The following is a 14,295-nucleotide window of genomic DNA, read 5'->3' on the forward strand; positions in this document are numbered from 1 at the left end:
CTATTTTTTTATCATCCACTCTAGTTTGAGTCGGGATATCACGCGGGAATAAAGTAACGCCTCTCAATTGCACGCGCAAACAGCACGACGATAGATACCAAAGCTAGATAGACCAAGGCTGCTAAAAAATAGGCTTTAAAGAATTGGAAGTTGGTTGCAGCCAATTCTTGTACGCGGGCAAAGAATTCGGTGTACTGAATTAAGAATGCCACCGAACTATCTTTCAGGTTTGCAATCACTTGATTGGTAAGCGCTGGAATAGAAAGACGGATGACCTGCGGTAAGGCAATCAAGCGAAAGATCTGTAAAGGACTAAAGCCCTGTGCACTTGCTGCCTGAAGCTGACTTTTATCCAAACCATTAAATGCAGTTTTTAAATAAGCTGCGTTGTATGCAGCCACATTGAACGTAAAACCAATGAAAGCAACTGCGAATGGGGAGAGTCTGATACCCCACTGCGGTAAGCCGTAATACATTAGAAACAATAAAACGATTAAGGGCATTCCAATAAAGAAGGATATATAAGAATTAATAGCGCTACGTACGTACTTATTTTTATTGAGCGTGAGATAAAACACTACGATGCCCAATAGCAAACCTGAAACACTAATCAAGCCCGCTAATTGCAAGGTCTTCACTAGCCCCGTCAAAATCAAAGGCATCTGCTCCGTGAGATCACGAACGAAGGATGACCACCCACCCATTAACGCTTCTCCTCCGAACCAAAGAAAGCTTTAATTTCTGGATCAGCATGTTGACTCAAAATATCAATCCGATCATCGGCACGAATGACACCGCGATCCAAGAACATCACGGTATCCGCAATATTACGAGCCAGATTGAGATCATGCGTAACGCAGATCATGGTGATGCCCTCGCTATGCAAGCGATTAATTAGATCAGCTACATCTCTAGACATGATGGGATCCAATGCTGAAGTAGGCTCATCCAGAACCAAGACCGCCGGATCCATAGCGAGCGCCCGAGCAATTGCAACCCGCTGTTTCTGCCCTCCAGAAAGCTGTGAGGGATATTTATCTTGATGTGATGTCATCTCAAAATGGGACAACTCAAGTAAGGCTTTTTCTTTAGCCTCCGCTTTACCCATCTTATGCAGCTTGCGCAGACCTAATGAGACATTATCCAAAACAGTTAAATGGCTATACAAAGCAAACTGCTGAAATACGAAACCAATTTGCTTGCGCAACTCGCGCACATCAACATCAGAACCTAATACCTCTTTACCTCTGAAAACAATAGATCCTGAGGTGGGCTCTATCAGGCGATTAAGACAGCGTAATAAGGTCGATTTACCAGAGCCAGAGGCGCCCATCAAGACGCGGACATCACCCTCATTGAGATCAAGATTGATGTTGGACAAAACTGTTTGCCCCCCGAACTCTTTAACCAAATCTCTTACCTGAATTAATGCCACAGAGTTACCTCTTCCAATATTGTCATACTTATACTCACGCTGGACTCATTCCTGGTATTTGAAAACGCTTACTCAAGAGCTGAACTCCAACCAAGCAGATTCGGTAAATCACAAAATAAAGGATGCCGACGGCTAGATAAACCTCTATGCCACGCAGCGTTGTTGAGGTTAAGGTCATGGCCTGTTTAGTAATTTCTGGAATGCCGACGGTATAGGCGAATGGTGAGTACTTCAAAACTGAGGTGAACTCATTAACCATGCCTGGAACTGAGAATCGCAACATCTGAGGTAGCTCGATAAATCTCAGCACCTGAATACGTGTCATGCCCATGGCTTGGGCAGCAATGACTTCGGACGGATCAACTGAGTTGTATGCGCCTCGAAATACCTCGGCCAAATAGGCTGAAGCGACCAAGCCCAAACTCAGGGCCATCGCCATTAATGGCGGAACCTTGAAACCAAGACCCGGTAAGCCAAAGTACACCATGAATAACAGAACTAAAACTGGCACACCCCTAAAGACGTAGGTATAGCAATCGATTAGAGCGGTAAGCCAAGGGATATCAAAGCGACGAAGACTCGCAACGGTTAACCCAACTACCAATCCAGTGAGGGAACAAACTAGCGTTACTAAAACCGTATAAGAAATGCCCTGGGCTAACTGGGCAAGAATATCCAGAAAGGTCACAGGGCAGACTTTCGACTACTGATTGAGGTGTTGTTATGGGTTACTTATTTCATCCACTTATCAAGAATAGACTTGATTTTTTCAGGGCCGAGTTCATTGAGATATTTATCAAAGTCGTCACGCAACTTAGAGCCTTTAGCAAAAGCAAAGCCAAGCTTATCGAAGCCTTTAAATACATAACTGCTCTGAATTGGTAGCTTTAATTTATTCTCATAATTCAGAAATACGGGCTCTTCAATAAAGGCCAAATCTAGATTACCATTTTGCAGATCGGTAATTACTTCAGCGTATGAAGGATACAGTTTGACCTTGCTTAAGGAGTAGTAGCCCTTTGGCTCTAACTCATTCTTAATAAGATCATCGTAAGCCATGCCCCGCGGATAGCCAATGGAGTATTTCTTAAGCTGATTCAAATCCGTGATCTGAATATTTTTATTCTTCATGCTCACGAGATGCCAAGCATTGTCATAGTAAGGCTGAGAAAAATCCATCGCCTCTTTACGCTTATCGGTAATAGAGATACCTGAGAAAGCCACATCAGCTTGACCACTAGAAACGGCACCCAACATTCCAGCCCAGTCATACGGAGTGACTTTTAAAGTGCAACCACGGGATTGGCAGTAGCCCTGGAAAATATCCATATCCACACCAACGATCTGACCCTTGTCATCAAACAACATTGGGGGTGATGCGGGTGATACAGCAACCTTAATTTCTTTAGTGTCAGAGGAGTTGGAACAAGCCACAATAGTGAGAGCTAAAACAGCGGCAAACAGTGCCAGAAAAAAGCGCTTCATGGGTACCTCTCCTATCCTAGTAAATATTGATACCCAAGCTCTGGGTGCACACTAAGTATAGGGGAATTAGGTTGGGGCTGGCTACTGCAGGGTGTTTTTAAAGGCAGGCAACATCGGCATCGCCATCACTTCGATACCCTCTTCGCGCAAAGCCTCAGCTTCGTCTAAAGTCGTTTGACCACGAATACTCCGCTCAGGAGATTCCTTGTAGTGGATTTTTCGGGCCTCTTCGGCAAAAGAGTTTCCAACGTCCTCGGATCGCCCCATCAGCTCACGCATACCCTTTAAAAAGGCCGCCTGCACCTGAGCCTCTAGCTGGGAGTGATCGCTCCCTGTAAGAGCAACAACGTCGCCACTCAGCGCGCCACCAATGCCTGCATGATCCGTTACGGTAGGGCTAGCAACCGTGAGTTCAGTTGAACTTGGAAGCGCCTTACTAGTATTTGATTTGGCAATATGGGGAGCCGATGGCATCCGAGTAATCTCAGTACTGTCACAAATAGGGCACGCCAGCATTCCCTTGTCTTGCTGGGCAAGGCAATCCTCTTCAGAGGCAAACCATCCCTCAAAGCGATGATCTAGTGGGCAAGCGAGGTTATAAACTTTCATAAGACCTATATAGGGGCATAAATACCAAATTCAATAGCCCTATTTTAAATGGATTACGAAATCAGCTGGGGATAGGCGTAGGGCTGACTAATCCACGTCGATAACGATCCAGCCAATAGGTCGCAATCGTCGTCTTCACATCAGTAATCTCACCCTGCTCTACCCAATCCAATAATTGCTCTAGAGGGGCAGCAAATACATCCAAAAATTCTTCATCATCTAGGTGGCTTTTGCCGGAGACTAAACCTTCGGCGAGATAGATATCAATAAATTCGGTCGAGTAAGAGATCACAGGATGGATGCGCCGAATAAAGCTCCACTTACTTGCAGAATAGCCCGTCTCCTCCTCAAGCTCTCGCTGGGCACAGAGTAATCGATCTTCACCGATTTCTAGCTTACCCGCAGGAATCTCAATGCAGGCTTTTGCGACTGGGTAACGATATTGGCGCTCCATCAGCACCCTGCCATCATCCAAGATAGCCAAAATAGCAACTGCTCCAGGGTGTGTCAAATACTCGCGTACGGCTTGCTTGCCATCCGGCAAACTAACTTGATCACGTTTCATATTCAGAAAGATACCGCCGTAGATATCCTCACCAGACAAACGCTCTTCTCTCAAATGGGTATCGCCAAATGGCAAGTCGTTAAAAGATTTTTCAGTCATAGCTCGTATTTCATGTAATGAATAGTCATCATACAAAACCCAGATGACAGAAAAGAGAAAGGCCCCTATTCGGAGCCTTCATCGCAAGCCACTTGAAGCTTTGGGCTATGAACCCAATAAGGTACGGCGCATCGCATCCAAACAAACAGCCATCAACCCAGCTGGGAAAATCCCGAGAGCTAAAACAAAGATCGCATTCAAACTCAATAATCCACGAGCAAAGCCAGATCCAGAAATCTCAGCAGCATGCTCTTCTTTTGGCTCATCAAAGTACATTACCTTAACTACTCTGAGGTAGTAGAAAGCACCGATCAAGGATGCGATCACAGCAATGATAGCCAAGAATGTGTGCTCTCCGTCAACCAAGGCCTCAAGCACACCCAGCTTCGCAGCAAAGCCAACGGTTGGCGGAATACCAGCCAAAGAGAACATCATCACGAGACCAATGAATGCAAACCAGGGATGACGTTTGTTTAAGCCCTTGAGGTCATCAATGGTTTCGCAATCATGACCTTTACGGGACAGCATCATTAAGAGACCAAAGCTTCCCAAGGTGGTTAACACATAAGTAACCGCATAGAACATAGAGGCACTAAACGCATGATCATCAAATACTGACAGCATACCCAGCAGCACAAAGCCCATCTGCGCAATCGCTGAGTAAGCCAACATGCGCTTCATATTCGTTTGCGCGATCGCAGTGACGTTACCCACTACCAATGACAAGACGGCCAACAATACCAACATCGGCTGCCAGTCACCTAAAAGCGGCAACAAAGTATTTACGAGTAAACGGAATAGCAAAGCAAAGGCTGCGATCTTTGGAGCCGCAGCAATCATCAATGTCACTGCTGTTGGTGCACCTTGATAAACGTCAGGCACCCACATATGGAATGGCACAACGCCTAACTTGAAAGCTAGACCAGAAACAATAAATACTAAACCAAAGGCCATTACCAAGTGATTCACACGGGGATCAGCAACTGTTCTAAAAATCTCGATTAAGTCCAGTGAGCCAGTTACACCGTACAACATAGACATACCGTAAAGCAAAAAACCGGAAGCTAATGCACCGAGAATGAAGTACTTAATACCAGCTTCAACACTCTTCTCATTGTTGTGACGCATTGCTACCAAAGCGTAGGTAGGCAAAGCCATCAACTCAAGACCTAAATACAAAGTCAATAGGTTGGCACCGGAGATCAACACGCACTGCCCCAACAAAGCCAATAAAACCAAAACAATAAAGTCTGGGCGGAACATCGCACGATCAGTTAGATACTGTTTTGAGTAAACCAAGCTCACCAACACTGCACCACAAGAGCAGGCTTTTAGCAGGTTTGAAATTGGGTCAGACTGAAACAAGCCATTCATGGCGACTAAAGATATATCACCGATGCGACCCACAAATGCAAAGATCAAATACACCAGCAAAATGATGGTGAAAAAATAAACAAAACCAACACCACGTGGCGTATGGAAAATATCCTGCTCAATACCAGGTTTTGCTGGCTGACGCTCCGGCACATAAACACTAGCCACCAGCAAGAGGCAGGCAGCTACAAGTAAAACGAGTTCCGGCAGGACGGCGTATAGGTCAAATACTTGCATTAGCTTTTACTCAGAGTTTGCTAACAGCAACATGCTGCAGCAGATTAATCACAGACGGATGAATGATGTCGGTAAACGGTTTTGGATAAACACCCATACCAATCACGCAAATGGATAGCACTGCCATCATGAAATATTCACGCGCATTGAGATCTTTTAATTCCTCAACATGGTGATTGGTGATTGCACCAAAGAACACGCGCTTCACCATCCATAAGGAATAAGCGGCACCTAGAATCAAAGCAGTCGCCGCCAAGATACCAATCACAAAGTCATAATCCACAGCGGCCAGAATGACCATGAACTCACCTACGAAACCGGAGGTGGCAGGTAGACCACAGTTCGCCATTGCCATCAAGACAGCAAAAGCTGTAAAGGCGGGCATACGGTGCACAACGCCGCCGTAATCAGCAATTTGACGGGTATGCATGCGGTCATACAACACGCCAATAGAAAGGAACATTGCGCCTGCCACAAAGCCGTGAGAAATCATCTGCACAATACCGCCCTCAATACCGAGCGGGCTAAAGAGGAAGAAACCTAGGGTCACAAAACCCATATGCGCTACTGATGAGTAGGCTACCAACTTCTTCATGTCTTTCTGAACTAGAGCTACTGCTCCTACATAGATCACCGCTACTAAAGACAAGAAGATCACAAATGGGCCGAGGTACTGACTTGCATCTGGAGCGATTGGTAATGAGAAGCGCAAGAAACCATAAGCACCCAACTTCAACATGATTGCAGCCAACACGACTGAACCACCTGTTGGCGCCTCAACGTGAACATCTGGCAGCCAAGTATGTAAAGGCCACATTGGCACCTTCACAGCAAACGCCATAAAGAAAGCTAAGAACAAGAGGATTTGTTCAACAATGTCTAGACGCGCATTATGCCAAGTCAAGATATCAAAGGTATTGGTCACGTTGTACAAATACAGCATGGCAATCAGAGTGAGCAATGAACCAAGCAAGGTGTACAAGAAGAACTTAAATGCTGCATAGATGCGGTTATGACCACCCCAGACACCGATGATGATGTACATCGGAATCAAAGTTGCCTCGAAGAATACGTAGAAAAGCAAAGCATCTAAAGCAGCAAATACGCCAATCATTAATCCAGAAAGGATTAAGAAAGAAGCCATGTACTGGGAAACTTTCTTATCAATTACTTCCCATGCAGCAATCACTACAAAAATATTGATGAATGCAGTTAAAACAATGAACCACACTGAGATACCGTCAATACCAAGGTGATAGTTAATGTCGTAACGAGGAATCCAGCTCATCTTTTCAACAAACTGCATGCCAGGATTGGCGAGGTCAAAATGAATGATTAAAGGCAGCGTTGCAATGAAGCCAAGGACGGCACCAAAAAGAGCTAACCAGCGAACGCCAGCAGTTGGCCTCTCTGAACCGTAGAACAAAATAATGATGCCGAAGAAAATCGGGATCCAGATGGCGTAAGAAAGAATCATGATGGCTACTTAAGTAACAAAGGCCTAGCGAACAAAAGGCAGGTAAGCGTATAAAACCCAAGCTAGCAATACCGCCAAACCCGCAATCATTGCGAAGGCATAGTGATAGAGATAACCGGATTGCAAATGGCGAATCACAGCAGAAAAGCGCCCTACCGCATGAGCACTACCGTTAACCAAGAAGCCATCGATAGCCTGTTGATCACCGCGATGCCACAAGACGCCGCCGATCCATAACAAACCCCTAGCAAATACTGCTTGGTTTAGATCGTCGAGATAGTATTTGTTATCCATTAGCTTCTTGATAGGGGCAAATGCTTGAGCCACAACACCAGGCGACTTTGGAGCCCAGAGGTAGCCAATTGCTGCAGTCAACACACCTAGAACAACTAAAAGCAATACCGGTGATGTCAATGAATGCATTGCCATAGCAATCGGACCATGGAACTCTTCAGCAAGCTCTTTCATGGCTGGGTGCTTACCAATATCGACAAAAATAGAGTCCCCGAAGTAGGTACCAAACAACAACGGCGTAATGGTGTAATAACCAATGATGACCGAAGGAATGGCCAGCAGGATCAAAGGCAAGGTCACGACAAATGGTGACTCATGTGGCTTTTGGCCAGGAGCCAAACCATGATGAGCATGATCATCGCCCTGCTCCGCATGATCGTGATGGTGATCATGTGCATGAGCATCCTCGTGCCCCCAACGGGCTTTACCGTGGAACACATAGAAGTACAAGCGGAAGGAATACAGGGCCGTTACAAAGACGCTAGCCATCACAGCGAAGTAAGCAAAACCAGACCCTGGAATATGGCTAGCAGCTACCGCTTCGATGATGGAGTCTTTTGAATAGAAACCTGAGAAGAATGGAGTACCGATCAATGCTAAGTTACCCAACAACATCATGAGGCAAGTGATTGGCATGTACTTCCAGAGACCGCCCATCTTGCGCATGTCTTGCTCATGATGCATACCCAAAATCACACTTCCCGCAGCAAGGAATAAGAGCGCCTTGAAGAATGCGTGTGTCATCAAATGGAAGATGGCAACTGGATAAGCAGAAACGCCCAAAGCCACAGTCATATAACCCAACTGAGACAGTGTTGAGTAGGCAACCACCCGTTTAATGTCAGTCTGGACGATCCCCAAGAATCCCATAAAGAGCGCAGTGATCGAGCCAATCACCAGAATGAAGCTCAATGCCGCATCCGACAACTCAAACAGTGGGGACATACGTGACACCATGAAGATACCGGCAGTCACCATCGTTGCAGCATGAATCAATGCAGAAATTGGAGTTGGGCCTTCCATCGAATCAGGCAGCCAAACATGCAATGGAAACTGAGCTGACTTGCCCATCGCGCCAATAAAGAGACAGATACACGCTACGGTGACTAAATTCCAACTAGTACCAGGCAAGGTTTGCGCTGCCAGTGCCGTGTTCTGAGAAAAGATCACGTCGTAGTTCATGGAACCAGTACTAGCCAATAGCAAGCCAATACCGAGAATGAAACCAAAGTCACCAACACGGTTAACTAGGAAAGCCTTCATGTTTGCAAAAACTGCAGATTGGCGCTCATAGTAAAAGCCAATCAGTAAATAAGAAACTACACCTACCGCCTCCCAACCAAAGAAGAGTTGCAAGAGGTTATTACTCATCACCAACATCAACATCGCGAATGTAAAGAGTGAGATGTATGAGAAGAAGCGGTTGTAACCCTCTTCACCCTGCATGTAGCCAATGGTGTAAATATGGACCATTAAAGAAACAAAGGTCACTACACACATCATCGTGGCTGTCAGTGGGTCGATTAAGAAGCCAATATCCAGATTGAGCTCACCCAATTGCATCCAGCGATACACGGTGCCATTGAAATAGAAACCATCCATCACCTGCACAAGAACAAAGCAAGATAATACGAAGGCAATCATCACACCCAAAATAGTGACGAACTGGCAAGCGCCCTGCCCGATGCGGTTAAAGCCTAATTTAGTGCCAAAGAATCCCGCAATAGCAGAGCCAAATAATGGCGCCAGCGGAATTGCGCAGAGAACGGGAAGAGTTAAGGTCAATTGCATGACTAGCCTTTTAGGTGGTCAAGGTCTTCAGCATTAATGGTGTCCACCTTACGGAAGAGAACAACCAAAATTGCCAAACCGATTGCTGCCTCAGCAGCAGCCACAGTCAAAATAAAGAATACGAATACTTGACCAGCCATATCCCCCAAATAATGAGAGAAGGCTACAAAGTTCATGTTCACCGCAAGCAGCATCAATTCAATGGCCATTAAGAGCACGATGATGTTCTTACGGTTTAAGAAGATGCCGATTACGCTGGTCGCAAACAAGATTGCGCCAAGCACTAAGTAGTGAGCCAGGGTAATAGTCATTTCTTCTCCCCGCGTATATCTTGCTTTGCAGCCATATCTGAACCCATCTTGATGATGCGCATACGATCGGCAGAATTCACATTCACTTGCTCATGAATATTCTGCGACTTGGAATCTTTACGATTGCGCAAAGTCAATGCAACAGCAGCAATAATGGCCACCAATAGAATGACGCCGGCAACTTCGAAAGCGTAAACATAATCAACGAAGATCAACATGCCCAGAGCATGCGTATTGCTAGTACCCATTTCCTCAAGCATCGGCTGTACTGGCACACTAGTGCCGATAAAGCTACGAATCAAGACAATAGATAACTCCAACACGATGACTGCACCCATCAAGAAAGCTACTGGCAAGAATTTCTTGAAATCACGACGTAAATGCTCAAGATCAAGATCGAGCATCATAACTACAAACAAGAAGAGCACCATCACAGCGCCAACGTATACGAGAATTAGGGCAAGACTTAAGAACTCAGCCTTCAGAAGCATCCATAGACCGGAGGCGCAGAAAAAAGCTAAGACCAAGAACAGTGCGGCATGCACCGGATTGCGTGCAGTAATCACGCGCAATGCTGAAAGCACTAAAAGGCCAGCAAAGGCGTAAAAGAAAACTGCAAATAATGTGGAGGTATCGAATGTCATATGTCGTTGTGCTCTATTCGATTAACGATAAGGCGCATCAGCTGCGCGGTTAGCGGCGATATCTTTTTCATACTTATCGCCTACTGCCAAAAGCATCTCTTTAGTGAAATACAAATCACCGCGCTTATCACCGAAATACTCAAAAATATTGGTCTCAACAATAGCGTCAACCGGGCAAGCCTCTTCACAGAAGCCGCAGAAAATGCACTTAGTTAAGTCAATGTCGTAACGGCTGGTGCGACGGGTACCGTCATCGCGCTCAGCAGTTTCAATCGTGATTGCATACGCGGGACAAACTGCCTCACATAGCTTGCAACCAATGCAACGCTCTTCCCCATTTTCATAACGACGCAAAGCATGTAAACCGCGGAAGCGAACAGACTGTGGAGTCTTCTCTTCAGGGTATTGAACAGTAATTTTTGGCTTAAAAAGATAGCGTCCGGTAATCGACATACCGACCAAAATGTCTTTGAGCATCAAGCTATCGAGGAATTGGGAAATTTTCTTAAACATGATTGATCAACTTATTTCCAAATATTCAATGGGGATACAACCCATGCGCCAACGACAACTACCCAGAATACGGAGATTGGAATAAAGATCTTCCAACCCAAACGCATGATTTGATCGTAGCGATAGCGAGGTAAAGTCGCGCGCAACCAGATAACGCAAGACAAGAGGAAGAAGGTTTTTGCAAACAACCAGAAGAAGCCAGGAATATCACGGAGAATTGGTAGGTCAACGATAGGCAACCAACCACCCAAGAACATCGTGGACGCTAAGGCAGCGATCAAGATCATGTTGGCGTATTCAGCCAAGAAGAACATCGCAAAGGCCATGCCAGAGTACTCAACCATGTGACCGGCAACGATCTCAGACTCACCCTCAACCACGTCAAATGGATGACGGTTAGTTTCAGCAACGCCAGAGATGAAGTAAATCACAAACATCGGTAGCAACGGTAACCAATTCCAAGAAAGGAAGTTCAAGCCCATGCTGGCAAAGTAGCCCTGCTCTTGCGAAGCCACAATCGTGCTCAAGTTCAATGAGCCAGAAGTCAACAGCACAGTAACCAATGCAAAGCCCATAGCGATCTCATAAGAAATCATTTGAGCTGAAGCACGCATAGCGCCAAGGAATGGGTACTTAGAATTAGAAGACCAACCTGCCAAGATCACCCCATAAACACCAATGGATGAGATTGCCATTACGTATAGCAATCCAGCATTGACATCAGCCAGAACCATCTTGGCCTGGAATGGAATCACTGCCCAAGCAGCAAAAGCCGGCATGATCACCATGACTGGTGCAATGAAATACAGTACTTTGCTAGCTTGTGTTGGAGAAATAATCTCCTTCATTAATAACTTCAAGGCATCAGCGATTGGCTGCAATAAACCTAAAGGCCCAACACGGTTTGGTCCGAGGCGAATATGCATCCAGCCAATCAACTTACGCTCCCACAGAGTCATGTAAGCAACGGCGCCAAACATCGGCAATACGATAATCACGATACGCACCAAAGCCCAAACAAGCGGCCAGAGTGAGCCAAAGATGGCCTCACCTTGGGTGGTAATGAGGTTCAAGAAATTATCCATCTCGTCCCTTATGCCTTGCTAACAGTTACAGGGCCAAACATCGATCCCAATTTAGCGCTAGCCATAGTGCCTGCAGAAATTCTGACGGCATCCTTAGCCAAGTTCGCTTCCAATGTGACAGGCAAATCTACGGAATGACTACCTTGAGTCACTCGCACAGCATCACCCTCTTTTAAGCCCAGCTCATTAAAAAGTACTTGACCCAGGCCAACTTGATTGCCACGCTTAGCGTCACGCGTTAACTGCAATGCTGATGAGCGACGTACGATTTGATCGCCGGCGTAAATACCAACGTCAGATATGCGTTCTAAACCTGCCGATGAGCCTGCATTGCCATTAGCTAAATTAGTTAAGCCAGCAGCCGTAGATTGATTTGACAACTTAGCGCAATAGTTTTCACCAAGCGCTTCACCCAATACCTCTTCAGGCATGTTGTAGAGGAAGCCATCTAAGCCCAACAATCCACCAAGAACACGGAGAACCTTCCATGCTGGACGTGAATCACCTAAAGGTTTTACAGCTGGCTGAATCGTTTGCGCACGGCCTTCTGAATTTACGAAAGTAGACACTGTCTCTGTGAATGTAGAGATCGGCAGAATCACATCGGCTACCTCGAGAAGATCAGCGCTCTTGTAAGCACTTAATACAATCACTGTATTGGCCTTTGCCAATGCAGCACGTGCTTGAGTAGGGTTAGGCAAGTCAGCATCTGGCTCGATATTCATCAAGATCACAGCGCGGTGATCACCAGACAACACTGATTCAACACCAGCACCGTTGGCATTGACCAGGCTAGCACCAACAGCATTACCGCCAACTGGCAAGAACCCTAGAGTTGCTCCAGCTTGCTCAGCAATAAATTGCGCCAAGATATGTAAATCAGATGCTTGTGGATGTGCAATTGCAGCTGAACCCAGCAATACTGAAGAACATGCGCCAGAAAGCAAGCTATCTGCAATCTTTTGCGCAGTAGCAGAGACTGTCAAATTAGGCGTACCAGCTGGAGCAGTAGCAGATTTTGCTTTAGCCACTGCCAATGCAACTTCACTTAATGTATTAAGCCATGCGCTCGGAGTTGCAGCAATACCGGTATTAGGAATTAACCAATCATCGCCACCAGCATCAATACGCAAAACTTGTAAACCACGTTTTGCGCCAGCACGTAAACGAGTGGCAATCAATGGCTGCTCTTTACGCAAGAAGCTACCAATTACCAAAACACGATCCAGCTCACTGACTTTGCTAATCGACATGCCCAACCATGGGGTAGAGGCAGCACCCTTTACATCAGTTTGACGTAAGCGAGTCTCAACTTGCTTAGAACCTAAACCACGAATCATCTTCTGGAGAAGGTATAGCTCTTCGGTGCTAGAGATTGGATGGGCTAGAGCAGCAACTGCTTCAGGGCCATTCTCAGAAGAAATAGTTTTGAGTGAATGAGCAACGTAATCCATTGCGGATTGCCAGTCAGTCTCCAGCCACTGACCGCCCTGCTTCACCATTGGGGTCGTTACACGATCTGCGCTATTCAAACCTTCGTAGGCAAAGCGATCACGGTCGCTAATCCAGCATTCATTGATTGCATCATTTTCCAAAGCAACAACACGCATTACTTTGTTGGCTTTAGTTTGAATAGTGGTATTCGCACCGAGACTGTCATGTGGGCTGACTGAGCGCTTACGTCCCAACTCCCATGTACGTGCTGCGTAACGAAATGGCTTGCTAGTCAATGCACCAACTGGGCACAAATCAATCATATTTCCAGACAACTCTGAATCGATCGTTTGACCTGCAAAAGTAGTAATTTCGGAATGTTCGCCACGGTTGACCATACCCAATTCCATAACACCGGCCACTTCTTGACCAAAGCGAACGCAACGAGTGCAGTGAATACAACGCGTCATCTCTTGCATAGAGATAAGTGGACCGACATTCTTATGAAATACAACACGCTTATCTTCTTCATAGCGTGAGTTGGACTTACCGTAACCAACAGCTAAATCTTGTAACTGACATTCACCACCTTGATCGCAAATTGGGCAATCCAAAGGATGGTTGATCAACAGGAACTCCATCACAGAGCGCTGAGCTTCAACTGCTTTAGCGGAATGCGTAAACACCTTCATACCCTGCGTTACCGGTGTTGCACAAGCTGGCAATGGTTTTGGCGCTTTCTCCACTTCAACCAAACACATACGGCAGTTGGCAGCGATAGACAATTTCTTGTGATAACAGAAGTGAGGAATATAAGTACCGAGCTTATTCGCGGCGTGCATCACCATCGAACCTTGCGGAACTTCTACTGCCTTACCATCTAATTCGATTTCAACCATGCTCACTTTAAGATGTCCCGTGCTCAATGTCTTATAAAGGTTT

Annotated in this window: 14 protein-coding genes; all 14 read right to left on the reverse strand. The window is 45.9% G+C overall.

The window, feature by feature from the left end; translation table 11 throughout:
• Window positions 1-38: 38 nt before the first annotated feature.
• The 14 genes from B7X71_RS01740 to nuoG all read right to left on the reverse strand — a co-directional run bounded on the left by B7X71_RS01740 (window position 39) and on the right by nuoG (window position 14,252).
• Entirely contained in the window at window positions 39-704 is a 666-nt protein-coding gene (locus B7X71_RS01740) for an amino acid ABC transporter permease (RefSeq protein ID WP_293597399.1), read from the reverse strand.
• Window positions 704-1,435, reverse strand: a complete 732-nt coding sequence (locus B7X71_RS01745) for an amino acid ABC transporter ATP-binding protein (protein WP_293597400.1) — start codon at window positions 1,433-1,435, stop codon at window positions 704-706. The genes B7X71_RS01740 and B7X71_RS01745 overlap by 1 nt, the downstream gene beginning before the upstream one ends.
• 34 nt (window positions 1,436-1,469) lie before the next feature.
• Window positions 1,470-2,123 carry an amino acid ABC transporter permease gene (locus B7X71_RS01750; RefSeq protein WP_293597401.1) on the reverse strand — a complete coding sequence of 218 codons (654 nt, stop codon included), beginning with the start codon at window positions 2,121-2,123 and terminating at the stop codon, window positions 1,470-1,472.
• Window positions 2,124-2,167: 44 nt separating this feature from the next.
• Window positions 2,168-2,920 carry a transporter substrate-binding domain-containing protein gene (locus B7X71_RS01755; RefSeq protein ID WP_293597402.1) on the reverse strand — a complete coding sequence of 251 codons (753 nt, stop codon included), beginning with the start codon at window positions 2,918-2,920 and terminating at the stop codon, window positions 2,168-2,170.
• Between the two features lie 81 nt (window positions 2,921-3,001).
• Entirely contained in the window at window positions 3,002-3,529 is a 528-nt protein-coding gene (locus B7X71_RS01760) for a DUF1178 family protein (protein WP_293597403.1), read from the reverse strand.
• A gap of 61 nt (window positions 3,530-3,590) precedes the next feature.
• Complete coding sequence (locus B7X71_RS01765) at window positions 3,591-4,193, reverse strand: NUDIX hydrolase (RefSeq protein ID WP_293597404.1); 603 nt, start codon at window positions 4,191-4,193, stop codon at window positions 3,591-3,593.
• 105 nt (window positions 4,194-4,298) lie between these two features.
• Window positions 4,299-5,804 carry an NADH-quinone oxidoreductase subunit NuoN gene (nuoN, locus tag B7X71_RS01770; RefSeq protein ID WP_293597405.1) on the reverse strand — a complete coding sequence of 502 codons (1,506 nt, stop codon included), beginning with the start codon at window positions 5,802-5,804 and terminating at the stop codon, window positions 4,299-4,301.
• A gap of 10 nt (window positions 5,805-5,814) precedes the next feature.
• The gene (locus B7X71_RS01775; RefSeq protein ID WP_293597406.1) at window positions 5,815-7,281 is read right to left on the reverse strand and encodes an NADH-quinone oxidoreductase subunit M; all 1,467 of its coding nucleotides are present in this window, start codon (window positions 7,279-7,281) and stop codon (window positions 5,815-5,817) included.
• A gap of 24 nt (window positions 7,282-7,305) precedes the next feature.
• The gene (gene nuoL, locus B7X71_RS01780; RefSeq protein WP_293597407.1) at window positions 7,306-9,366 is read right to left on the reverse strand and encodes an NADH-quinone oxidoreductase subunit L; all 2,061 of its coding nucleotides are present in this window, start codon (window positions 9,364-9,366) and stop codon (window positions 7,306-7,308) included.
• A 2-nt stretch (window positions 9,367-9,368) separates the two neighbouring features.
• Complete coding sequence (gene nuoK, locus B7X71_RS01785) at window positions 9,369-9,677, reverse strand: NADH-quinone oxidoreductase subunit NuoK (RefSeq protein WP_215377583.1); 309 nt, start codon at window positions 9,675-9,677, stop codon at window positions 9,369-9,371.
• Window positions 9,674-10,321, reverse strand: a complete 648-nt coding sequence (locus tag B7X71_RS01790) for an NADH-quinone oxidoreductase subunit J (protein ID WP_293597408.1) — start codon at window positions 10,319-10,321, stop codon at window positions 9,674-9,676. Before B7X71_RS01790 ends, nuoK begins: the two co-directional genes overlap by 4 nt.
• A gap of 21 nt (window positions 10,322-10,342) precedes the next feature.
• Window positions 10,343-10,834 (reverse strand): NADH-quinone oxidoreductase subunit NuoI, encoded by a 492-nt coding sequence (gene nuoI, locus B7X71_RS01795; protein WP_015420928.1) that lies wholly within the window; start codon window positions 10,832-10,834, stop codon window positions 10,343-10,345.
• Between the two features lie 11 nt (window positions 10,835-10,845).
• Window positions 10,846-11,919 carry an NADH-quinone oxidoreductase subunit NuoH gene (nuoH, locus tag B7X71_RS01800; RefSeq protein ID WP_015420927.1) on the reverse strand — a complete coding sequence of 358 codons (1,074 nt, stop codon included), beginning with the start codon at window positions 11,917-11,919 and terminating at the stop codon, window positions 10,846-10,848.
• 8 nt (window positions 11,920-11,927) lie between these two features.
• Entirely contained in the window at window positions 11,928-14,252 is a 2,325-nt protein-coding gene (gene nuoG, locus B7X71_RS01805) for an NADH-quinone oxidoreductase subunit NuoG (protein WP_293597410.1), read from the reverse strand.
• Window positions 14,253-14,295 lie beyond the last annotated feature (43 nt).

Source organism: Polynucleobacter sp. 39-46-10 (assembly GCF_002282275.1).